This is a genomic window from Pseudomonas sp. GL_091 (assembly GCF_057837725.1).
In genome coordinates this window covers 1,991,474-2,014,408 of sequence record NZ_CM174451.1, presented here as the reverse complement: position 1 = coordinate 2,014,408, position 22,935 = coordinate 1,991,474, and the positions used below count along the sequence as shown (strand labels likewise).

Here is a 22,935-nt window from a genome sequence, read left to right as displayed (position 1 = left end):
TCAGGCGTCCGTCAGGGCAGAGATCACCAGATCGCAACTGCGCTGGGCGTAAGCCGTCAGCACCACGCGAATCTGCGCAAAGTCACGGGCCAGCACGGCAGCGAGCAAGCGTTCGAACAGTTCGAGGAATTCGCTCATCGACGCTTTGCGCTGGTCCAGCGCGAGGAAATACGCACGGCTCATGGCCGGCTGCAGATTCTCGACGGTTTCCTGCAAGTACGGGTTGTTGGCGAACGGGTACGCGGCGCGCATCACATTGAAGCTGTCGTCGACGAAAGTGCGGATGTCCTGACGCTCGTAGCTGGCAGTCAGGCGTTGCTGGATCTGCACGAACGGCGCCATGTCGGCCTGGGTTTTCCAGCCGCTGGCCACCGAATTACCGAGCAGAATATAGAGCTCGCTCATCAGCGTGCACAGGCTCTGGACCTTGTGCGGCGTGAGCTCGGTGACGTGGGCGCCACGTCGCGGCAGGATCGCGATCAGGTGCCGACGCTCGAGGATCAGCAAGGCCTCGCGGACCGAACCACGGCTGACGTTGAGGGCCAGCGTGACCTTCTGTTCCTGGATGCGCTCCCCGGGCTTCATTTCGCCGCGAATGATGCGTTCGGCGAGGTGGTGAGCGATTTGCTCGGCGAGGCTGTCCGGCGCCTTGAACGTCATGGTTGTCCTTCAAACTCTTTGATCTGTACAAGCGGCGCAGTGTAGCGCAATTGCTGCGTCAGGGCGGAGTGCCCGCCCGGAGGTTTTTTGGCACGATTCAAGCAAATTCAAGCAAAAAGGCAGGCTATCGAACCAACGACAATAATTAAGGAACAGGTGGTTAATCGACAAATTGCAGTTTCCTGACCTTTAAGTCAGAAAATCATTGACCGAAAAGTCAGACCTGCTAAATTCAGTTCCTATCGGTTAACAACAATAATGAGTCTGCGAGGCCTTCCGTGATCCAGTTTTTACTAAACCAGGAACTCCGTAGCGAGCACGCCCTGGACCCGAACCTGACCGTGCTCAATTATCTGCGCGACCATGTGGGCAAACCCGGCACCAAAGAAGGCTGCGCCAGCGGTGACTGCGGCGCCTGCACCGTGGTGGTCGGCGAATTGCAGACCGATGACGACGGTCGCGAACACATTCGCTATCGCAGCCTCAACTCGTGCCTGACCTTCGTGTCGTCCCTGCACGGCAAACAACTGATCAGCGTTGAAGACCTCAAGCACAAGGGTCAGCTGCACAGCGTGCAGAAAGCCATGGTCGAGTGCCACGGCTCGCAATGCGGCTTCTGTACCCCAGGCTTCGTGATGTCGCTGTTTGCCCTGCAAAAGAACAGCGATGCACCGGATCATGCCAAGGCCCACGAAGCACTGGCCGGCAATCTCTGCCGTTGCACCGGCTACCGGCCGATCCTGGAAGCTGCCGAGCAGTCCTGCTGCGCCAAGCAACCGGACCAGTTCGACGCCCGCGAGGCCGACACCATCGCGCGCCTCAAAGCGATTGCCCCGACCGATATCGGCGAACTCAACAGCGGCGACAAACGCTGCCTGGTGCCGCTGACCGTGGCCGACCTGGCGGACCTCTACGACGCTTATCCACAGGCCCGCCTGCTGGCCGGCGGTACCGACCTGGCACTGGAAGTCACGCAGTTCCACCGCACCCTGCCGGTGATGATCTATGTCGGCAACGTCGCCGAGATGAAGCGTATCGAGCGTTTTGACGATCGCCTGGAAATCGGCGCCGCCACGGCCCTTTCCGATTGCTACGAGGCCTTGAACGCCGAGTACCCGGACTTCGGTGAATTGCTGCACCGCTTCGCCTCCTTGCAGATCCGCAACCAGGGCACCCTGGGCGGCAACATCGGCAATGCCTCGCCGATTGGTGACTCGCCACCCCTGCTGATCGCCCTCGGCGCGCAAATCGTGCTGTGCAAAGGCGAAACCCGCCGCACCCTGGCACTGGAAGATTACTTCATCGATTACCGCGTCACTGCGCGCCAGGAAAGCGAGTTCATCGAGAAGATCATCGTGCCCCGCGCCAGCGTCGAAAAACTGTTCCGCGCCTACAAGATCTCCAAGCGCCTGGACGATGACATTTCTGCCGTGTGCGCCGCCTTCAACATTCGCCTGGAAAACGGCGTAGTGGCTGAAGCCCGCGTCGCTTTCGGCGGCATGGCGGCCATCCCGAAACGCGCCGCTGCCTGCGAAGCCGCATTGCTCGGTTCGCCATTCAACAACGCTACCGTTGAACGCGCCTGCGCTGCCCTGGCCGAAGACTTCACGCCGCTCTCGGACTTCCGCGCCAGCAAGGAATATCGCCTGCTCAGCGCGCAGAACCTGCTGCGCAAATACTTCATCGAACTGCAAACACCGCACATCGAGACTCGGGTGACCGCTTATGTCTAATCATCACGCCGTAGAGAAGACCCAAGCCGAATTGGCTGAACTGTTCGCCAAGGACCTGACCACCGGTGTCGGCCGCAGCGTCAAGCACGACAGCGCCGCCAAACATGTGGCCGGTGAAGCGCAGTACATCGACGATCGCCTGGAGTTTCCGAACCAGTTGCACGTTTATGCGCGCATGTCGGACCGTGCCCACGCCCGGATCATCAGCATCGACACCGCGCCCTGCTACGCCTTCGAAGGCGTGCGCATCGCCATCACCCACGAAGACGTACCGGGCCTCAAAGACATCGGTCCGTTGCTGCCGGGCGATCCGCTGCTGGCCATCGATACCGTGCAATTCGTCGGTCAACCGGTGGTCGCCGTGGCGGCGAAAGACCTGGAAACCGCGCGCAAGGCGGCCATGGCCGCGATCATCGAATACGAAGACCTGGAACCTGTGCTGGATGTGGTCGAAGCCCTGCGCAAGCGCCACTTCGTACTCGACAGCCACACCCATCAGCGCGGCGATTCGGCCACGGCGCTGGCCACCGCCGAGCATCGCATCCAGGGCACGCTGCACATCGGCGGCCAGGAACACTTCTATCTGGAAACCCAGATCTCTTCGGTGATGCCGACCGAAGACGGCGGCATGATCGTCTATTGCTCCACGCAGAACCCCACCGAAGTGCAGAAACTGGTGGCCGAAGTACTCGACGTGTCGATGAACAAGATCGTCGTCGACATGCGTCGCATGGGCGGTGGTTTCGGCGGCAAGGAAACCCAGGCTGCCAGCCCGGCGTGCCTGTGCGCGGTGATCGCGCACCTCACCGGCCAGCCGACCAAGATGCGTCTGCCACGGGTCGAAGACATGCTGATGACCGGCAAGCGTCACCCGTTCTACGTCGAGTACGACGTGGGCTTCGACAGCACCGGCCGCCTGCACGGCATCAACCTGGAACTGGCCGGCAACTGCGGTTGCTCGCCTGACCTGTCGGCGTCGATCGTCGACCGCGCGATGTTCCACTCGGACAACTCGTACTACCTGGGCGATGCGACCATCAACGGTCACCGCTGCAAGACCAACACCGCGTCGAACACCGCCTACCGTGGTTTCGGCGGCCCGCAAGGCATGGTCGCCATCGAAGAAGTGATGGACGCCATCTCTCGCCATCTGGCCCTTGATCCGCTGGCGGTGCGCAAGGCCAACTACTACGGCAAGACCGAACGCAACGTCACCCACTACTACCAGACCGTCGAGCACAACATGCTCGAGGAAATGACCGCAGAACTGGAAGAAAGCAGCCAGTACGCCGAGCGTCGCGAAGCGATCCGTCGCTACAACGCCAACAGTCCGATCCTGAAAAAAGGCCTGGCGCTGACCCCGGTGAAATTCGGCATTTCCTTCACCGCCAGCTTCCTCAACCAGGCCGGCGCGCTGGTGCACGTCTATACCGACGGCAGTATCCACCTCAACCACGGCGGCACCGAAATGGGCCAGGGCCTGAACACCAAGGTCGCACAGGTGGTGGCCGAAGTGTTCCAGGTGGAAATGGACCGCGTGCAGATCACCGCGACCAACACCGACAAAGTACCGAACACCTCGCCAACCGCCGCGTCCAGCGGTGCCGACCTGAACGGCAAGGCCGCGCAGAACGCCGCCGAAACCATCAAGCAACGCCTGGTGGAATTCGCCGCTCGCCAGTACAAGGTCAGCGAAGAAGACGTGGAATTCCACAACGGCCACGTGCGGGTTCGCGATCACATCCTGACCTTCGAAGCACTGATCCAGCAGGCGTACTTCGCCCAGGTGTCGCTGTCGAGCACCGGCTTCTACAAGACCCCGAAAATCTACTACGACCGCAGCCAGGCTCGCGGCCGTCCGTTCTACTACTTCGCCTTTGGCGCGGCGTGCTGCGAAGTGCTGGTCGACACCCTGACCGGCGAATACAAGATGCTGCGCACCGACATCCTCCACGACGTCGGCGCCTCGCTGAACCCGGCCATCGACATCGGTCAGGTCGAGGGCGGTTTCATCCAGGGCATGGGCTGGCTGACCATGGAAGAGCTGGTGTGGAACAACAAGGGCAAGCTGATGACCAACGGCCCGGCCAGCTACAAGATCCCGGCCGTGGCGGACATGCCGCTGGACCTGCGGGTGAAGCTGGTGGAAAACCGCAAGAACCCGGAAGACACGGTGTTCCACTCCAAGGCCGTGGGCGAGCCGCCGTTCATGCTCGGCATCGCCTCGTGGTGTGCGATCAAGGACGCCGTGGCGAGCCTGGGCGATTACAGGCATCAACCGAAAATTGACGCACCGGCGACCCCGGAGCGGGTGTTGTGGGGCTGTGAGCAGATGCGCCAGCTGAAGGCGGCGAAGGCTGTCGAAGCTGAGACCGAGTTGGCTTCGCTCTAAGACCGCGTCGCGCCCTTCGCGGGCAAGCCTCGCTCCTACGGTTGATCGCAATCCCCTGTAGGAGCGAGGCTTGCCCGCGAAGAGGCCGGTACAGACAACAGAGATGTTGAGGTGAAACATGTACAACTGGATCGACGCCCTCGCCGACCTGCAAAACCGGGGTGAGCCCTGCGTGCTGGTCACTATCATCGAAGAGCTCGGCTCGACGCCGCGCAACGCTGGCTCGAAGATGGTCATCAGCGCGAACCAGAGCTTCGACACCATCGGTGGCGGGCACCTGGAATACAAGGCCATGAAGATCGCCCGCGAGATGCTCGCCAGTGGCAAGCAAGACACCCATCTGGAACGCTTCAGCCTCGGTGCCAGCCTTGGCCAGTGCTGCGGTGGTGCAACCGTTTTGCTGTTCGAACCGATGGGCCAGGTTCAGGCGCAGATCGCCGTGTTCGGTGCGGGCCACGTCGGCCGCGCCCTCGTTCCGCTGCTGGCCAGCCTGCCTTGCCGGGTGCGCTGGATCGATTCGCGGGAAGATGAATTCCCCGAGCAGATCCCCCATGGCGTACGCAAGATCGTCAGCGAAGAACCGGTGGATGAAATCGATGATCTGCCGGCCGGCAGCTACTGCATCGTGATGACCCACAACCACCAGCTCGACCTCGAACTGACCGCTGCGATCCTCAAGCGCAACGACTTCGCCTACTTCGGCCTGATCGGTTCGAAGACCAAACGGGTGAAGTTCGAACATCGCCTGCGCGACCGCGGTTTCGACAACAGCGTCGTGCAACGCATGCGCTGCCCGATGGGCATCGGCGAAGTCAAAGGCAAGCTGCCTGTGGAAATCGCCATCTCCATCGCCGGCGAAATCATCGCCACCTATAACGCGAACTTCGGCCAGCAGACGTCCAGCGCCGAGCCTATTGCCAAACTGCTGCCCGCCTCGCGCCGCAGCCACGCTTCGAAGCAAGCCGCCTCGAACTGACAAGCCTGACATTGAGAACTCACATGCCTTTGACTCGCAAAGCTTACCGCGCCGCCATCCTGCACAGCATCGCCGACCCAGCCATCGTGGGCATCGAAGCCTCCTACGAGTATTTCGAAGACGGCCTGCTGGTTGTGGATAACGGCCAGATCAGCGCCCTGGGCCATGCCAGCGAACTGCTGCCGACCCTGCCGGCTGACGTCGAAATCACCCACTATCAGGACGCCCTGATCACCCCTGGCTTCATCGACACCCACATCCACCTGCCGCAAACCGGAATGGTCGGCGCCTATGGCGAGCAATTGCTGGACTGGCTCAACACCTACACCTTCCCGTGCGAAAGCCAGTTCGCCGACAAGGCCCACGCCGACCAGGTCGCGGATATTTTCATCAAGGAACTGTTGCGCAACGGCACCACCACTGCGTTGGTATTCGGCAGCGTGCACCCGCAATCGGTGAACTCGTTCTTCGAAGCCGCCGAGCAGCTCGACCTGCGGATGATCGCCGGCAAGGTGATGATGGACCGCAACGCCCCGGACTACCTGACCGACACCGCCGAATCCAGCTACGTCGAAAGCAAGGCGCTGATCGAGCGCTGGCACGGCAAGGGTCGCCTGCACTACGCGGTCACCCCACGCTTCGCACCGACCAGCACCCCGGAACAGCTAACCCTGGCCGGCCAGTTGCTGACGGAGTACCCGGATCTGTACATGCAGACCCACATCAGCGAAAACCTCAAGGAAATCGAGTGGGTCAAGGAACTGTTCCCGGAGCGCAAGGGTTACCTGGACGTCTACGACCACTACCAGTTGCTCGGCGAGCGCTCGGTGTTCGCCCACGGTGTGCACCTGTGCGATGACGAGTGCGCGCGACTGGCAGAAACCGGTTCAGCCATCTCGTTCTGCCCGACCTCAAACTTCTTCCTCGGCAGCGGCCTGTTCAACCTGCCGATGGCCGAGAAGCACAAGCTCAATGTCGGCATCGGTACCGATGTGGGCGGCGGCACCAGTTTCTCGCTGCTGCAAACCCTCAACGAAGCCTACAAGGTCATGCAACTGCAAGGTGCACGCCTGAGCCCGTTCAAGTCGCTGTACCTGGCCACCCTCGGCGGCGCCCGCGCACTGCGCCTGGAAGACAAGATCGGCACCCTGCAACCAGGCACTGACGCCGACTTCCTGGTGCTGGACTACAACGCCACGCCGTTGCTGGGCTATCGTCTGAAGCAAGCCAATAACATCGCCGAGACGTTGTTTGTGTTGATGACCCTGGGGGATGACCGGACTGTGCAGCAGACTTATGCGGCGGGGAATCTGGTGCATCAGCGCTAGTTTTCTCAATACATAAAAAATCCCCCGCAATCATCAGATTCCGGGGGATTTTTTTGATCCTCTGTAGGAGCGAGCTTGCTCGCGAAGAACGCAAGAGCGCCGCAGTAATTCAGGCACCCCGTGTTATCGCTCACGACCATCGTCGGAACGCCGCCCGGAGCAAGCTCGCTCCTACAGATCAGAGTTTCGCGGTCGACCGCCCAGGCTTCTTGGTCTGCAGCAAATGCGAGAACACCGCATGCAGATCATCCGAAGCACTTTCCTCGTCGAGGTTGAGCTTGCTGTCGATGTGATCCATGTGATGCATCATCAGGTTCACCGCCAGTTCAGCGTCGCGCTTTTCGATGGCGTCGATCAACTGGGTGTGCTCGTCGTAGGAGCAATGGGAACGGTTGCCGCTTTCGTACTGGGCGATGATCAGCGACGTCTGGGACACCAGGCTGCGCTGGAAGCTGATCAGCGGCGCATTTTTCGCAGCTTCGGCTAGCTTCAGGTGGAATTCACCCGACAGGCGGATACCGGCACCACGATCACCACGGGAGAAGCTGTCGCGTTCGTCGTTGACCATCTGGCGCAATTCGGCAATCTGCTCGGCGGTCGCGTGCTGAACCGCCAGCTCGGTGATCGCTCGCTCCACCAGACGGCGGGCCATGAACACCTGGCGGGCTTCTTCGACGCTCGGGCTGGCGACCACGGCGCCGCGATTCGGACGCAGCAACACCACGCCTTCATGGGCCAGGCGCGACAAGGCGCGGCGAATGATGGTGCGGCTGACCCCGAAAATTTCCCCCAGCGCTTCTTCACTCAACTTGGTGCCGGGCGCCAGACGCTGCTCGAGGATGGCCTCGAAGATATGCGCGTAGACAATATCGTCCTGAGTACCGCTGCGGCCGGCTTTGCCTGCTCGCGGTTGTTTCTTTAGGGGTTGCAACTGTTCGTTCATGGGCACTCGAGTCGGAAGAACTGCGGCGAATTGACCGCGACTGTAATACGGCACAGTGGGTCGCTGGCAAGTATCGCGTAAAAAACACTGCAATTGTACACAATGGAGGGTGGCAACACGACTGTACGGCTGAATGTTGCCTCGGCTGTATCGCAACGCCTGATTACTTTTGAGTTTAGGCTTGTTCGCAGAATCCGCCTTTGTAACGCGCTCCCACAGAGCTCAGCGTTGCCGCGGACATCTTCATCTGTAAAAGGAACACCACCGTCATGAACGACGCCACCCACACGCAAATCCGCCCTTTGGCCGACACCTCGCCTTCGGCCATCGTCGCCGGCTTCATCGCCATGATGACCGGCTACACCAGCTCCCTGGTGCTGATGTTCCAGGCCGGGCAAGCTGCGGGGCTGAGCAGCGGGCAGATTTCTTCGTGGATCTGGGCGATTTCCATCGGCATGGCGGTGTGCTCCATTGGCCTGTCCCTGCGCCATCGCACGCCGATCACCATTGCCTGGTCGACCCCCGGCGCCGCGCTGCTGATCACCAGCCTCGGCGGCGTGAGCTACGGCGAAGCCATCGGCGCCTACATCACCTGCGCGGCGCTGGTGACGATTTGCGGGTTGACCGGCAGCTTCGAACGACTGATGAAAAAGATTCCGGCATCCCTGGCCGCCGCCCTGCTGGCGGGAATCCTGTTCAAGATCGGCAGCGAGATTTTCGTCGCGGCGCAACACCGCACCGCCCTGGTACTGGGGATGTTTGTCAGCTATTTGGTGGTCAAGCGCCTGTCGCCGCGCTACGCGGTGTTGGCAGCATTGCTGATCGGCACGGCATTGTCAGGCTTCATGGGGCTGCTGGACTTCAGCGGTTTCCATCTGGAAGTGGCCACGCCGGTCTGGACCACGCCGCACTTCTCCCTGGCCGCGACCATCAGCATCGGTATCCCGCTGTTTGTCGTCGCCATGACCTCACAAAACATGCCCGGCATCGCCGTATTGCGCGCCGATGGTTACACGGTGCCCGCCTCGCCGCTGATCACCACCACCGGCATCGCCAGTTTGCTGTTGGCACCGTTCGGCTCCCACGGGATCAACCTGGCGGCGATCAGCGCAGCGATCTGCACCGGACCGCACGCCCATGAGGATCGCAACAAGCGCTACACCGCAGCCGTCTGGTGCGGGATTTTCTACGGGATCGCCGGCGTGTTCGGTGCGACGCTCGCGGCATTGTTCGCCGCGCTGCCCAAGGAACTGGTGCTGTCGATTGCAGCGCTGGCGCTGTTCGGCTCGATCATCAACGGCTTGAGCATCGCCATGAGCGAAGTGAAGGAACGCGAGGCGGCGCTGATCACCTTCATGGTCACGGCATCGGGGTTGACGCTGTTTTCCATCGGTTCGGCGTTCTGGGGGATTGTCGCGGGGGTGGTGACGCTGGTGATTCTGAACGGGCGCAAGGCCTGAAACCAAAAACCATCGGCATAAAAAAACGGCGACCCTTGGGTCGCCGTTTTTTTAGAACATCAAGCTACCGGATTGATCGGCTTTTCCGGGTACCAGACGTCCAGCAGCGGGCTGACTTCAACGCTGGTCAGCTCGGTGCGGCCTTTGAGCCAGGCTTCAACGGCAGCGCGCTGTTCAGCGCTGACCGAGCCACGCTTCTGCAGGCAAACCAGACCGTAGTCGTCGCCGCCAACATAGCCCAGACCGTTGGCTTCCATGGCTTCTTTGAGGAACGCATCGAGGAAAGCATCAATGGCTTCATCAGCCAAATCTTCTTTGAAATCCAGGTTCAGTTCGAAACCCAGCTCTTGAAATTCATCGACGCACAGTTTTTTGCGCAGACGCTGGGAACGGTTAGTCGCCATTGGAACAATCCTCTTAAGTAATAACGGGCGGCACTTTAGCAGTTTAAGCCGCCGATTGCCTGACTCTCTGGGCCACCACGCCTACCGTCGGTAAAAAAATAGCCGATCAGAATGCCCGCGCACGGCACAAGCCGTGACACCTTGGGGCATAATGCCGACACTTTCATGACCATTGAGGGAATTTATCTCCATGCCCTCATCTTATTTCCCCTCGGCTGTAGGGTTTTATTTCAGATGATCAAATCTTTGCGTCCATTGCTGTTGGCCAGTTTTCTTCTCCCCCTGGCCCTCTCCGTTTCCGCCGCTCCCATCAATACCGCGTTGTCGCCCAACGTTGAAAAAGCCCTGAAAGCCAGCAAGTTGCAAGACAACGCCCTGTCGCTGGTGATGATCCCGCTCACCGGCCCCGGCACCGCGACGGTGTTCAACGCCGACGTGTCGGTCAACCCGGCGTCGACCATGAAACTGGTCACCACCTACGCGGCGCTGGAAATGCTCGGCCCGAACCACCAGTGGAAAACCGAGTTCTACACCGACGGCACCTTGAGTGGCGGCATTCTCAACGGCAACCTCTACCTCAAGGGTGGCGGCGATCCGAAGCTGAACATGGAAAAACTCTGGCTGCTGATGCGCGACCTGCGTGCCAACGGCGTTACCCAGGTCACCGGCGACCTGGTGCTGGATAAAACCTTCTTCGTGCAACCGCAACTGCCGGAGTTCAATGACGACGGCAACGACGAGAACAAGCCGTTCCTGGTCAAGCCCGACTCACTGCTGGTCAACCTCAAGGCGCTGCGCTTCGTTGCGCGCAATGACTCGGGCAAGGTGCTGGTCTCGGTGGAACCGCCGATTGCGAGCATCCGTATCGACAACCAGGTCAAGGCCCTCAATTCCAAACAATGCACCGGTGGCGTGCGCTACAACCCGGTGGCACAGGCCGACGGCAGCGTGACCGTGACGGTCGGCGGTCAGCTGGGTGAAGGCTGCAGCTCGCAGACTTACCTGTCGCTGCTCGACCACGCGACCTACACCGCCGGCGCCGTCCGTGCGATCTGGAAGGAACTGGGTGGCAGCATCCAGGGCAAGGATGTGCTGGCGCCAACACCTAAGGACGCCAAGGTACTGGCCCGGGCGTTCTCCCCGGATCTGGCGGAAATCATCCGCGACATCAACAAGTACAGTAACAACACCATGGCCCAGCAGTTGTTCCTGAGCCTCGGCCAACGCTTCCGCACCGATGCCGATGGTGACGATGCCAAAGCCGCCCAGCGTGTCGTGCGTCAGTGGCTGGCGAAAAAGGGCATCACCGCGCCGCACCTGGTGATGGAGAACGGCTCCGGCCTGTCCCGTGCCGAGCGTGTCAGCGCCCGGGAAATGGCCTCGATGCTCGAAGCGGCCTGGCACAGCCCGTATTCCGCCGAGTACATCAGTTCGATGCCGATTGCGGGCACCGATGGCACCATGCGCAAACGCCTGAAGACCACTGCCATGCGCGGTGAAGCCCACGTCAAGACCGGCACCCTGAACACCGTGCGGGCAATTGCCGGTTTCAGTCGCGACGTCAACGGCAACACCTGGGCGGTGGTGGCGATCCTCAACGACAAGGCCCCGTTCGGCGCCTCGTCGGTGCTCGATCAGGTGCTGCTGGACCTGTACCGCCAACCGAAACTGCCGCAGACGGCTTCGGTGTTGTAAAGCACCGTTCTGTCCCTTGTAGGAGCGAGCTTGCTCGCGATGGTCGATAACGATAACGCGGACATACTGGATGTACGCGGCGCTCTCGAATCCATCGCGAGCAAGCTCGCTCCTACAGGGTCAGCGTACAACCCGGGTTAATTCATCTCCCCCTCGACCCGATCCCTTCCTGCCTGCTTTGCCGCATAGACCCCCGAATCCGCGCGCAACAGCAAGGCATCGGCACCCTCCCCGACCCGCCAACTGGCAATCCCGAAACTGGCGGTGACCGTACCGACACCTTCAATGGGTGAGCTGCGCAAGCCTTGCCACAATTGCTGGGCCAATATATAGGCATTTTCGCCGCTGATATCCGGGCACAGCACCATGAACTCCTCACCGCCCAGGCGGCAGAACACATCGGTGCGACGCAGCCGGCGGCCGATCCGCTGGCACACGGCCTGCAACACCCGATCACCGATGGCATGGCCATGCAGGTCATTGATGCGTTTGAAATGGTCGATATCGAGCATGATCACCGACAGATCCCCACCACCGCGCTCCACCCGGGCCATTTCGGTGGTCAGGCGTTCCTGGAAATAGCGCCGGTTGTGGATACCGGTCAGCGAATCGGTGACCGACAACGCGCGCAGCTTTTCTTCCACCCGCTTCATATCGGAAATGTCCGAGATGTAGCCGTGCCACAGCACGCCGCCACCAGGCAGCGCCTCCGGCGTGGCCTCGCCACGCACCCAACGCAGACCGCGTTGCGGCAATTGCACGCGGTATTCCTCGCGCCAGGGGCTGAGGGTGTCGGCCGAGGCGCGGATCGAGGCGCGGACACGGGTGGTGTCCTGGGGGTGAATCCGGGTGAAAATCGCTTCGGCATTGAGCAGCAGCACGTCGGGTTCCAGCTCGTAGATCTCGCGAATACCGTCGCTGGCGTAGATCACGCTGAAACGCCCGTCGAACTCCATCTTGAACTGGTAGATGCCACCGGGCACGTGGGCACTGAGTTTCTTCAACAGCAGGTCCCGCGCCGCGAGCGCTTCGTGGACCCGTTTGCGTTCGGTGATGTCGATGCACACCGCCAGGTGCCCGACCCACAGGCCTTGCTCGTCGAGCACTGGCGTGGCGAGCATGTTGACCATCAAATGGCTGCCATCGCCGCGCACCAGCGTCCACTCCCGCGCCTCGTCGCCGCCCTCCACGTCGTTTTCGACCAGCATCGCCTGGCAGGTCGGCACCGGTTTGCCATAGCGTGCGCCCAACTCTGCCGAGCGAGCGAGCAGTTCCCGGGGCAGGTGCAGATTCTCCAGGGTCATATGGCCGACCACTTCGGCACTGGTATAGCCAAGCATCTGCTCGGCACCGGCGTTGAAGGTGCTGATGACGCCACGCAGATCGGTGGCGATGATCGCGACCTGGGTGGCGGCATTCAGCACGCCACGCAACTGGCCATGGGTGCCGCGCAGCTCCTGTTCTCGATCGCGCAGCTCCCGGGTGCGTTGCTCGACCAGTTTCAACGCTCGCTGCCGCTGACTGACCAACACATACAGCAAGGCACTGAGCATCACGCTGAGCAATCCACCCAACACCACCACACTGGTCACGGAGGAATGGTTGGCCTGCACGAACGCGTCGCTGGGCTGGATATCGACTTGATAGTCATGGTCGGCCATGCGCAACAGGCGCGTGGCGGACAGCTCGCTGATGGCCGGCGGGTTGGGCGACTCGAACAGCACTTCGTGCTGGTCGTCGATCGACAAATCGAGGATGCGCACCGAGAGATAGTCATGGCTGGCGTCCGGCAGTCCGTCCGCCAGCAACTGGCGCATGCTGATCACAGCCATGACATAACCGTAGGGCTTCGTGGTTTTGTGGTCCTGACTGTTGCGCTGTATGACCGGCGCGACCAACAGCACGCCGCGCGCATAAGCCGGCTCGATACTCACCAGATGCATCGGTTGCGACACCGCCATGCCGCCATGTTGATTGGCCCGATCGAGCGTGGCACGCCGCAGCGGTTGGGCCAGCAAGTCGTAACCGAGGGGAGCGCCGAGTTTGCTTTGCGTCTGGCTATACAGCACCGCCACGTACTCATCTCGCTCGCCCGCCAGTTGCAATTGGCCGTCGGCGTTGAGCTCTCTCAGGGTGAAGCTGCTCAAGCCTTCGTCACGCACCCGACGCTCGAACGCCGCCCGCTCGTCACGGGTGACCCGCTGAGCGTAGGAATAAGCCTGGGTTCGCAGCAGCAAAGGTTGGGTGTAGCCGTCGAATTCCGCTCGGGAAACCGAATCGGAATTGGCGAAAAACCGGCGCAGGCCATCGAGGCGCTGCTCCTGATCTTCGAAACGCTCTTCGATACGGCTGTAACGTTCACTGGCCAGCAGTTGGAAACGTTGCCGCAATTGATGGTGAAACAGATTAAGTGTCGACCACGCCAGCAACCCGGTGAGCACCCCGCCAACCAGCAATACCAGCAGTGCGACCAGCCAGGCCGAGACATCTTCGCTGATAAAACCCAGGATCTTGGGGCGCACGGCGTGCAACGACATAGAACGCAACTCAAAACGCCAGGTGCGGGGAAGCCCTTTGGCCATGAACTGAGTTATAGCTATTAGCCACTAATTTGACCAGCACTGATGGGCCCTGTAGGAGCGAGCTTGCTCGCGATGGACTCAAGAACACCGCGTGCATTCAGAAAGCTCGCGTCATCGTTATCGACCATCGCGAGCAAGCTCGCTCCTACAGGGATCCGGTATCAACGAGCCGTGATTTTCCAGGCGCGATGGATCTTGGCGTTGCGGGAAAAATCCGGATCGATGGTCTGGGCGGTGATCTCCTCGACCGCATAACGCTCGCCAAGATTGGCTTCCAGTTCGAACTTGCGGAAGTTGTTGGAGAAGTACAACACGCCACCGGGCGCCAGTCGCGCCATGGCCAGGTCGATCAGTTGCACCTGGTCGCGCTGCACATCGAAGACACCTTCCATGCGCTTGGAGTTGGAGAACGTCGGCGGGTCGATGAAGATCAGGTCGTACTCGTCACGACTGGCTTCGAGCCACGCCATCACATCGCCCTGCTCCAGGCGGTTCTTGTCGGAAAAACCGTTCAGCGACAGGTTGCGACGCGCCCAGTCCAGATAGGTTTTCGACAGGTCGACACTGGTGGTGCTGCGCGCGCCGCCCTTGGCCGCATGCACACTGGCCGTCGCGGTGTAGCAGTACAGATTGAGGAAGCGTTTGCCCGCCGCCTCTTTCTGGATACGCATGCGCATCGGCCGATGGTCGAGGAACAGACCGGTGTCGAGGTAGTCGGTGAGGTTCACCAGCAGCTTCACGCCGCCTTCATTGACCTCGACGAACTTGCCCTGCGCCGCCTGGCGCTCGTACTGCTTGGTACCGCTCTGACGCTCGCGGCGTTTTACCACCACGCGGCTCTTGTCGATGTTCAACGCCTGCGGGATGGCTGCCAGGGCATCGAACATGCGCCCCGAGGCCTTTTCCGGATCGATGGATTTCGGCGCGGCGTACTCCTGGACGTGGACCCAATCCTGATACAGGTCGATGGCCATGGAGTATTCCGGCATGTCGGCATCGTACACGCGGTAGCAGTCGATGCCTTCACGCTTGACCCACTTGCCCAGGGTCTTGAGGTTCTTTTGCAGGCGGTTGGCGAACATCTGCCCGCCTTCGCTCAGGCGCGGCTGCTCGATCACCGGAGCCGGTGCCGGCGTCGGTTTGATCGGGTTACCGTTTTTGTTGAACTTGCGTTCTTGCGGTTCGTTCGGCGCCTGATCGTAAGCGGCTTGCTCACGCTCGACCTGGCGCTGTTCCGGAGTACGGCGCTCGCCAGTGACGAACTGGTCCGGCAGCACCTTGATCAGCAGCAGCTTGCAGGGCAAGGCGCCGTTCCAGAACGAATACTGCTTGTGGCTGCGGATGCCCATGCGCTTGCCCAGGTCCGGCGCGCCGGTGAACACCGCCGCTTCCCAGTTCAGGCAGGCCTGACGCAGGCGCTCGCCGAGGTTCTGGTAGAGGTAGAGCAGGCTCGCCTCATCGCCCAGACGCTCGCCGTACGGAGGGTTGCAGATCACCAGGCCTTTCTGGTTCTGGTCCGGGCGCGGCTCGAAAGTCGCGACTTCGCCCTGGTAGATCTTGATCCACTCGCTCAGGCCAGCTCGCTCGACGTTGTTACGGCCCGGTTGAATCAGCCGTGGATCGGCTTCGTAGCCGCGGATCCACAATGGTGTTTTGGCCAGGCCGGCAGCGGCGCGCTCGGAAGCTTCTTCGTGCAGTTTTTTCCACAACGCCGGCACGTGACCGAGCCAGGCGGTGAAGCCCCACTGCTCGCGACGCAGGTTCGGCGCGATGTCGGCGGCGATCATCGCCGCTTCGACCAGGAAGGTGCCGACACCGCACATCGGGTCTGCCAGCGCGCCGCCTTCGGCCGCGATACGTGGCCAGCCGGAACGGATCAGGATGGCGGCCGCGAGGTTTTCCTTGAGCGGCGCCGCACCTTGCTGCAGGCGATAGCCGCGCTGGTGCAGGCTGTGGCCCGACAGGTCCAGGGAAAGAATGGCTTCGCCGCGGTCCAGGCGCAGGTGAATGCGCAGGTCCGGGTTGAGCTTGTCGATGGACGGACGGTCGCCTTGCGGGGTGCGCAGTTTGTCGACGATGGCGTCCTTGACCTTCAGCGCGCCGAAGTGGGTGTTGTCGATACCCGAGCCATGGCCGCTGAATTCGACGGCCAGGGTGCCGTCATTGAGCATGTGGTCTTGCCACTCGATGTCCAGCACGCCGTGGTACAGGTCTTCGGCGTCCTTCATCGGGAAACGCTTGAGCACCAGCAGCACGCGGTTGGCCAGGCGCGACCACAGGCACAGGCGATAAGCGGTTTCCATGGTGGCCATGCCGCGTACGGCAGAGGTGTGCTCGCGCGCTTCCTCAAGGCCAAGCCCGACGGCTTCCTCGATGAGCAGGCCTTCAAGGCCTTTTGGGCAAGTGAGGAAGAGTTCGAAATGATCGGACATGGGAATTCCAGAACCTTTAGCTGAGTGACCGGGCAACGCATTGCCGGTCCGGTTTTCAATCAGGCGCTTTTCTCGAAGAGCGCCCGCGTGGCACGAAGGTGTGCCGTTCCACCCCTGCTGCCCGGGTTAAATGAGCTTAGATGCAAGGACAGATAAAAAAGTTGACGCAACAAAATGTCATAAATCGACCCTTCGTCGAATAGTGCATCCCGGCAACGGGAGCCATTCTCACTAAAGGATTAAGCCCATCATCCAGCGCAGAGCCGATCATACCGGGGTTTGGCCAATAAATACGCTAAAAACACGCTGTTACTTATGGCCTTAACACATCAATAGTTACGTCCTTATGACAAAACGATCATTCCCTCGATGTGACGCATTGGTTAGAACTCAATACAGGTTGGCGCCGCAATGACGCCAACACCTTGGCTCGTCACGCCGGCAACGAGCCACCAACGGCAGAGTTTTTCTGCCAGACCTCAATAGAGGTCGACGCGATAAATACAGTCAACAAGTGAGGGCAACACCCTATGAGAAGACTTAAGCGTGATCCGTTGGAAAGAGCATTTTTGCGCGGATATCAATATGGCGTTGGTGGCAAATCCCGTGAGCTTTGCCCATTTACTCTACCGTCGGTACGTCAAGCCTGGATCAACGGCTGGCGAGAAGGACGCGGCGACAACTGGGACGGTATGACCGGCACTGCGGGAATCCACAGACTCAACGAACTTCACGCCGTCGGCTAATTACAGGGCATAACACTCCGACACGACAATCTGATTTTGTACCGAATTAACCATGCGCGTCCCATCCGGACGGCGGGCTTCGGCCCAGGGGCTCCTTTATGGAGCCCTTTTTTATGCCTGCTCGTTGGCGCTAAACAATCCCTGTTGGAGCAGCCGGTCGACGCTCGATTGCTCGCGATGGACCCGAGAACACCGTGTGTATCCAGAAAGCACGCGTTATCGTTATCGACCATCGCGAGCAAGCTCGCTCCTACAAGGCTCAGCGCAGGGCCGCGATTGCGTCCACAGACTCACGAATCAGCGCCGGTCCTTTGTAGATGAAGCCCGAGTAGATCTGCACCAGGCTCGCGCCTGCTGCGATTTTCTCCGCCGCGTGCTTGCCTTCGGTAATGCCGCCGGCAGCGATGATCGGCAAACGACCACCCAGCTCCGACGCCAGCACTTGCACGGTGTGGGTGCTCTTGTCACGAACCGGTGCGCCGGACAGACCACCGGCTTCTTCGCCATGCTCCATGCCTTCGACGCCTAAGCGGCTCAGGGTGGTGTTAGTCGCAATGACCGCATCCATTCCGGTTTCGATCAGCGCTTGCGCAACTTGTGCGGTTTCTTCGTCGCTCATGTCCGGCGCGATCTTGATCGCCAGCGGTACATGTTTGCCATGACGCAAGGCCAGTTCCGCGCGGCGCTCGGCCAGATCGGCCAGCAACTGCTTGAGCGAGTCGCCGAATTGCAGGCTGCGCAGACCCGGCGTGTTCGGCGAACTGACGTTGACCGTCACATAGCTGGCATGGGCGTAGACCTTGTCCAGGCAGATCAGGTAGTCGTCCACGGCACGCTCGACCGGCGTATCGAAGTTCTTGCCGATGTTGATGCCCAGTACGCCCTTGTACTTGGCCGCCGCCACGCGGGCCAGCAGGTGATCGACGCCGAGGTTGTTGAAGCCCATGCGGTTGATGATCGCCTCGGCTTCCGGCAAACGGAACAGCCGCGGTTTCGGGTTGCCCGGCTGCGGACGCGGGGTGATGGTGCCGATTTCGACAAAACCGAAACCCAGTTGGGCGAAACCATCAATGGCCGCGCCGTTCTTGTCCAGGCCGGCGGCCAGCCCCACCGGATTCGGGAAGTCCAGGCCCATGACATTCACCGGCAGCTTCGCCGGGGCCTTACACAGCAAGCCGTTGAGCCCAAGACGCCCGCCCGCTCCGATCAGGTCCAGGGACAGATCGTGGGAGGTTTCCGGGGAGAGTTTGAACAACAGCTGACGGGCCAGGGTGTACATGGGCGGATTTGACTCGATTGGCGGCGAATTGAGGCGGCGATTATAGCCGGGTGGAGGGGGACAGGCGAGGACCTGTATGAGACCTGCCCCACTCCACATTCTTGACGACACCAGGCAAAGCCTTTACGGCGCAGGATTCTCGCGCAATTGCTCGGGCGACCATTGATTGTCAGTACGCTGCGAACAACTCCAGATGAACGGAAAGTAGATGAGCATCAGCATCAGCATTACACAGACATTCACAACATGACCTTGAGCCCCCTCACCCAGATCAGTCAAAGCCAACTCGACGGCCGCCGCGGCCACAGCAAGATTGATGGCCTGAAATGCCGAAGTTCGGGACGCGCTGACATTCAACAGCGCATCAGCCAGCTGTTCCCGTGACGGCAGGCGTGCCCCGGCACGTACTTGCAGCACACTTTGCTGCAGTGACTCCGGGTCGGACAGCACTGAATCCAGTCCCGCCGAAGGAGACAGCAAGGGCCAGCTTCTGCACAGGATAAAGATGAAATCGTCAATGACCGCGCCTGTGGCATTCAGTACACCCTGGATGACATCCGCGCCCAGGCTGTAGCCAAGTTCGGCCGCGTATCGACCCGGACCGCTCAACGGCATCAAGGCTCCCAACTCCGCCAGCAAAAATTGCACGGTGCCAAAAGCTACCGTGGTGACCCCGGTAGCACCGGCACTGGCTGCGCCTGCGTTGTCCTGCAAAGGGAAGAAGGCGTTGCCCAGATCTCGAGCCACCGTATAGATGTTGGTATTGATGATGCTCGAAAGCATGGTGCTCGAAGCACCGGTCACGTGCGCGGCAATCAGCGCGCCCATCGTAATGCTGGCCATGCAAACGCGCCCCAGTCGTGACTGAAGACTGGCCGTTCCCGCGCACTCGTCGCGGATGGCGCCCATCAGACTCATCGCGGGTCCAATCATCGTGATGGCGGCCACCTCCCATGCGCGAGATGCCTCGGGTGAATCGCCCTCCCGGATTGCTTTCTCCACGTAGAAACCGACCAACTGACGTAATACTGTGGTCAGCGTGACGACCAGACCTGTGCGCGCCGTGACGTTCAACAAATTGCAGGCGGGCTCTCGGGCTTTCTCAAGCAACTCCAGACCGGCTTCAAGCACCGTGCGCATTCGACTTTCGCGGGTTTGTTCGATATCCGCCGCATTTAACTCGGTGGCCCGAGCAAAAAAGTCTTCATTGAACAACTCTTCAGGTAAGTCTCCATGGTCAATGAAATCGTTCGCCCGTCCCACCACAATTCGGTCTGTCTCGCCTAATCGCCTATAGCTCTCCTCTAACTGAAACTCAACACGACGGTCCATGCTTGCCATGGCCGCGGCGACTTGCCCGGGTGTTCCCAGCATGGCCGGTTGAAAAGCCAACGATCCTTCAAGTGTTGATTGGCTCAGCATCAAGGCCGAACTGCGACTGGACGCAGTTGAGGGTTCAGTCAAAGGTGCAGGAATCGTAATTACTCTTCCGACTGATCCCGTAAAATGTAAAGCCATCGTCGTATCCTTTTTTAAACAACAAAAGTTCGCTCAGGGTTTGTTCCATTCACCTCACCACTCACTCTTCTCCCAAGCCTCATCCCCCATCGGTTGAAACACATCCCGCAGCAAGCCCTTGACGAAGACGTCCATGCTGAACGCCAGGCCATTGGCACCTTTGATTTCCTTATAAAGCTGCGACTTTTCCAGCCCGTCGTCCTTCAATCGGAACAGCACCTGCAGCGTGATCGCCATCAACGCCTTGGCAGTGGGGTACGCGGGTGATTCGCCATCTGCACCTCGAAGCGAACGGAGAAACGCATGGATGGCCTTTTCTCCCTGCCCCTCCATGGCTGACAGCCGCTCATACAAACGCTCGAATTCGGGATCCGGGCGTTTGTTTTCAGGCACGTTCTGGTTGGCCGCAAGCACACGTGACTCAAGCGACTCGACCGTTGCGCGCCCCCCGCTCTCAGTCGTGCGCAGACTCAAACCGCTTTCAATCTTCATGGCGGACCTCGGTAGGGGCAGTTTGCGTGGAACCGGCCGAGCGTTCGGCAAAGGTCGAATACAGATCCGTGAGCGCCTGCATGGAAGCCCGGTCCAGAGCGCGAACCGACTCTGGCAGGTTCTCCACGCACGCCAGCAAGCGCGGTTCCAGTCGTTGCCTCGTCGTTTCAAGATCGAATTCGAGCAGCTGATCCGCAAGCCGCGCCACATAGCGCTCTTGTGGGTGATAGTCGAGGACCAGTTCGCCGGACCAGAGCCGGCTCAAGCGCTCGCGAAGTTCATTGCCCTGCGGCCGACAATGCATCGGCAGCAGCACTTGCAATACTGCGCCCGAGCCGGCCGGTTGTGCCGTCAGCCAACGCTCGAACATTTCGTCCAGCCATTCGGGACGCTTCAACGCGTCTGCGAGCAAATCGCGGGCGGCCTGAGCAAGGTCGCTGCGCAATTGCTGCCCCAACGCCTGGGATTCAAGCAAGCCCTTGGCCAGATGCTCGATGACGCGCAAGATGCCGTCGGAATAGCCTTGCGAAAAGGCATGGGCGTGAACCGCTTCGGCGTCACGCCGAGCCTGCTCTACACAATCACGGGCCCAGCGCTGAGCCTGTTGCTGCAACGCTCGACACCGACGCGCGGCGGCGATGTCTTCGCGGGACACAAGCGCATCGCTCGCCGCGGGAAGGTCAGTCAGGGTTCGGATAGCGTCGAGCATGTTGCACCGCCAAAAAGAAAAGAGCTGTATCGGGTTGCGTGACCGGCCATTGCCTGTGCAGGCGAACAACCGGTTCGGAAAATTGCAGGGTCAGGCGTTCGAGCAAGGCTGGCGGTACCTGCTCGTACCAACTCCATAACGCATTGAGGCCGGCGGCTTCGACCTGTTCTATCGAAACAGGCGAGTTCCCGATCGGCAGGGCGCATCGAACACCCAGGCTGCAACCGGCGAACCGACGCAGAGGCAATGGCAGGCGAAGCAACGTCGCGCCTCGCGCCAGATCGGGCATCAAGCGATAAGCGCCCATCAGCCTGGCGATATAAGGTAACTGTCGCCAATGGCGAACCCATTGCTGCGCCACGGCCGTCAGCGGCGTCGCAGGCGATGCCCCCCGTTTTTCAAGACCCTCGAGCAGTATTCGGTTGAGCAGACCTCGTGCCTCAGGCCCGGCAAATTCCTCCGGCAAAGGCAGGCGCTGCGGATGCAGATAGCTCAGGGGCTCGGCGAGAATCTCCGATAAGCACTCAGCGTGCGACATTACGCTGCCCTGCGCTTGATTGGCGGTAAGCCCAGGCTGCGCCACTGGCCAACAGCAATGCGGTCACCGCGGTCAACCACCAGACCCAGTGCGAGTGCCCTTGCGTTGCGGCCACGGACGGCGCGACATGCTGGGTCGGGGAACGCCTGGACAGTACCACCGAGATGTTCTCGTACTCGACCGCCGCAAAACTGTTCTTGAGAAAACGCTTGATGTCGGTGATCAGCAATTGCGGGTCGACGTCGAGCTCATGGATCGCCACTGCCGAGAGGTGGACAGGCGGCGTCTTGCGCCCGCCTTCGCCAGCCTCCAGGTCGTAACTGACATGCACTCGCGCCGACACCACGCCTTCGAGCACACCCAGCGACTGTTCGATTCGCTGCTCCAGCGCCGAATAAAGCCGGGCTTTTTCAGCGCGGGGTGAGGCCACCAGCGAGTCGGCAGGAAACATCTCTGCCACTTGCAGGCGCGGCCGCGAAGGCAAGGAATAGAGGTTAAGCAAATCGACCGCCGCGGAAAAATCGACCTGATTGATTTTCACCGCATAGCCGGTTTTGCCGGCATCGACTTTCACCGCAGCAATGTTGTTGCGCTGCAGCACCGAAAGCACTTCATTGGCCTGCTGCTGATCCAGTCCTTCGAGCAGATTGGGTTGGCGACACCCCGACAGCACCAGGCACAACAGTATCAACAAAACGCCTGGCTTCATGAGGCACGCAGCAGGGTTTCGGCAGTGCCTACCGCTTTGCGGACCAGTACGTTAAGCAAGTTGATGTCCACGTTGTATTGTCCGGTCAGCTCCTGCAACTGGGCCAGTACTTCGGGATTGGTGATATCCGGGCGCTGCAGCATCTGATTGATAGCTGAAACGTCCTGCTCGCTATTGACCGCGGAACCGGCAAACGCTTCGATCAATCGGGACTCAAGGGATACGATCGGTCCTTCGTGGGGGCCGCGCAATTCCGTAAAGACTGCCCGGCCGATGCCAGACAGGGAAATGTTTTGAATAGCCATGCAATGCACTCATGAAAATGGCCATTGACACGTA

General features: G+C 60.5%; 19 protein-coding genes. 7 read left to right on the top strand and 12 right to left on the bottom strand.

Translation table 11 applies throughout. The features are described 5' to 3' along the window. Complete coding sequence (locus tag AC3ITY_RS09290) at positions 1–660, bottom strand: GntR family transcriptional regulator (protein WP_046042869.1); 660 nt, start codon at positions 658–660, stop codon at positions 1–3. Positions 661–938: 278 nt separating this feature from the next. Between AC3ITY_RS09290 and xdhA the strand changes: the two genes are divergently transcribed. The 4 genes from xdhA to guaD all read left to right on the top strand — a co-directional run bounded on the left by xdhA (position 939) and on the right by guaD (position 7,089). Then, on the top strand, positions 939–2,393 hold the full coding sequence (xdhA, locus tag AC3ITY_RS09285) for a xanthine dehydrogenase small subunit (RefSeq protein ID WP_223535020.1): 1,455 nt from the start codon (positions 939–941) through the stop codon (positions 2,391–2,393). Then, entirely contained in the window at positions 2,386–4,785 is a 2,400-nt protein-coding gene (gene xdhB, locus AC3ITY_RS09280) for a xanthine dehydrogenase molybdopterin binding subunit (RefSeq protein ID WP_223454912.1), read from the top strand. The genes xdhA and xdhB overlap by 8 nt, the downstream gene beginning before the upstream one ends. 118 nt (positions 4,786–4,903) lie before the next feature. Then, positions 4,904–5,761: a xanthine dehydrogenase accessory protein XdhC gene (gene xdhC / locus AC3ITY_RS09275; protein ID WP_489308583.1), complete on the top strand. Its 858-nt coding sequence runs from the start codon at positions 4,904–4,906 to the stop codon at positions 5,759–5,761. 23 nt (positions 5,762–5,784) lie between these two features. After that, entirely contained in the window at positions 5,785–7,089 is a 1,305-nt protein-coding gene (guaD, locus tag AC3ITY_RS09270; RefSeq protein ID WP_489308581.1) for a guanine deaminase, read from the top strand. A gap of 178 nt (positions 7,090–7,267) precedes the next feature. On the opposite strand, the gene AC3ITY_RS09265 is transcribed toward guaD, so the two are convergent. Beyond that, positions 7,268–8,032: a GntR family transcriptional regulator gene (locus AC3ITY_RS09265; protein WP_008050187.1), complete on the bottom strand. Its 765-nt coding sequence runs from the start codon at positions 8,030–8,032 to the stop codon at positions 7,268–7,270. 269 nt (positions 8,033–8,301) lie between these two features. Between AC3ITY_RS09265 and AC3ITY_RS09260 the strand changes: the two genes are divergently transcribed. Further along, a complete protein-coding gene (locus tag AC3ITY_RS09260) occupies positions 8,302–9,492 on the top strand; it encodes a benzoate/H(+) symporter BenE family transporter (RefSeq protein WP_489308578.1) in 1,191 nt (396 codons plus the stop codon). Between the two features lie 59 nt (positions 9,493–9,551). Here the strand turns inward: AC3ITY_RS09260 and AC3ITY_RS09255 are convergent, their stop codons facing one another. Continuing rightward, positions 9,552–9,896 (bottom strand): YggL family protein, encoded by a 345-nt coding sequence (locus AC3ITY_RS09255; RefSeq protein WP_007971486.1) that lies wholly within the window; start codon positions 9,894–9,896, stop codon positions 9,552–9,554. 234 nt (positions 9,897–10,130) lie between these two features. On the opposite strand from AC3ITY_RS09255, the gene dacB reads away from it, so the two are divergent. Further along, on the top strand, positions 10,131–11,591 hold the full coding sequence (gene dacB / locus AC3ITY_RS09250) for a D-alanyl-D-alanine carboxypeptidase/D-alanyl-D-alanine endopeptidase (RefSeq protein ID WP_489308576.1): 1,461 nt from the start codon (positions 10,131–10,133) through the stop codon (positions 11,589–11,591). A 137-nt stretch (positions 11,592–11,728) separates the two neighbouring features. Here dacB and AC3ITY_RS09245 read toward each other — a convergent pair whose 3' ends face one another. Next, positions 11,729–14,128: a sensor domain-containing diguanylate cyclase gene (locus AC3ITY_RS09245; RefSeq protein WP_489308574.1), complete on the bottom strand. Its 2,400-nt coding sequence runs from the start codon at positions 14,126–14,128 to the stop codon at positions 11,729–11,731. Between the two features lie 206 nt (positions 14,129–14,334). Beyond that, a complete protein-coding gene (rlmKL, locus tag AC3ITY_RS09240) occupies positions 14,335–16,605 on the bottom strand; it encodes a bifunctional 23S rRNA (guanine(2069)-N(7))-methyltransferase RlmK/23S rRNA (guanine(2445)-N(2))-methyltransferase RlmL (RefSeq protein ID WP_489308572.1) in 2,271 nt (756 codons plus the stop codon). Between the two features lie 530 nt (positions 16,606–17,135). On the opposite strand from rlmKL, the gene rmf reads away from it, so the two are divergent. Continuing rightward, the gene (gene rmf, locus AC3ITY_RS09235) at positions 17,136–17,351 is read left to right on the top strand and encodes a ribosome modulation factor (protein WP_003223300.1); all 216 of its coding nucleotides are present in this window, start codon (positions 17,136–17,138) and stop codon (positions 17,349–17,351) included. A 259-nt stretch (positions 17,352–17,610) separates the two neighbouring features. Here rmf and AC3ITY_RS09230 read toward each other — a convergent pair whose 3' ends face one another. The 7 genes from AC3ITY_RS09230 to sctI form a co-directional block, all read right to left on the bottom strand. Next, positions 17,611–18,630, bottom strand: coding sequence for a quinone-dependent dihydroorotate dehydrogenase (locus tag AC3ITY_RS09230; protein ID WP_489308570.1), 1,020 nt, complete (start codon positions 18,628–18,630; stop codon positions 17,611–17,613). Positions 18,631–18,753: 123 nt separating this feature from the next. Further along, positions 18,754–20,148, bottom strand: a complete 1,395-nt coding sequence (locus AC3ITY_RS09225; RefSeq protein ID WP_489308568.1) for a hypothetical protein — start codon at positions 20,146–20,148, stop codon at positions 18,754–18,756. A gap of 54 nt (positions 20,149–20,202) precedes the next feature. Then, on the bottom strand, positions 20,203–20,640 hold the full coding sequence (locus AC3ITY_RS09220) for a hypothetical protein (RefSeq protein ID WP_489308566.1): 438 nt from the start codon (positions 20,638–20,640) through the stop codon (positions 20,203–20,205). After that, positions 20,630–21,349 carry an oxygen-regulated invasion protein OrgB gene (locus AC3ITY_RS09215; RefSeq protein WP_489308564.1) on the bottom strand — a complete coding sequence of 240 codons (720 nt, stop codon included), beginning with the start codon at positions 21,347–21,349 and terminating at the stop codon, positions 20,630–20,632. Before AC3ITY_RS09215 ends, AC3ITY_RS09220 begins: the two co-directional genes overlap by 11 nt. Continuing rightward, on the bottom strand, positions 21,321–21,887 hold the full coding sequence (locus AC3ITY_RS09210; protein ID WP_489308562.1) for a secretion system protein: 567 nt from the start codon (positions 21,885–21,887) through the stop codon (positions 21,321–21,323). Before AC3ITY_RS09210 ends, AC3ITY_RS09215 begins: the two co-directional genes overlap by 29 nt. After that, positions 21,874–22,596, bottom strand: coding sequence for an EscJ/YscJ/HrcJ family type III secretion inner membrane ring protein (locus AC3ITY_RS09205; protein WP_223454934.1), 723 nt, complete (start codon positions 22,594–22,596; stop codon positions 21,874–21,876). Before AC3ITY_RS09205 ends, AC3ITY_RS09210 begins: the two co-directional genes overlap by 14 nt. Further along, the gene (gene sctI / locus AC3ITY_RS09200) at positions 22,593–22,901 is read right to left on the bottom strand and encodes a type III secretion system inner rod subunit SctI (RefSeq protein ID WP_489308560.1); all 309 of its coding nucleotides are present in this window, start codon (positions 22,899–22,901) and stop codon (positions 22,593–22,595) included. The genes AC3ITY_RS09205 and sctI overlap by 4 nt, the downstream gene beginning before the upstream one ends. Positions 22,902–22,935: the final 34 nt, after the last annotated feature.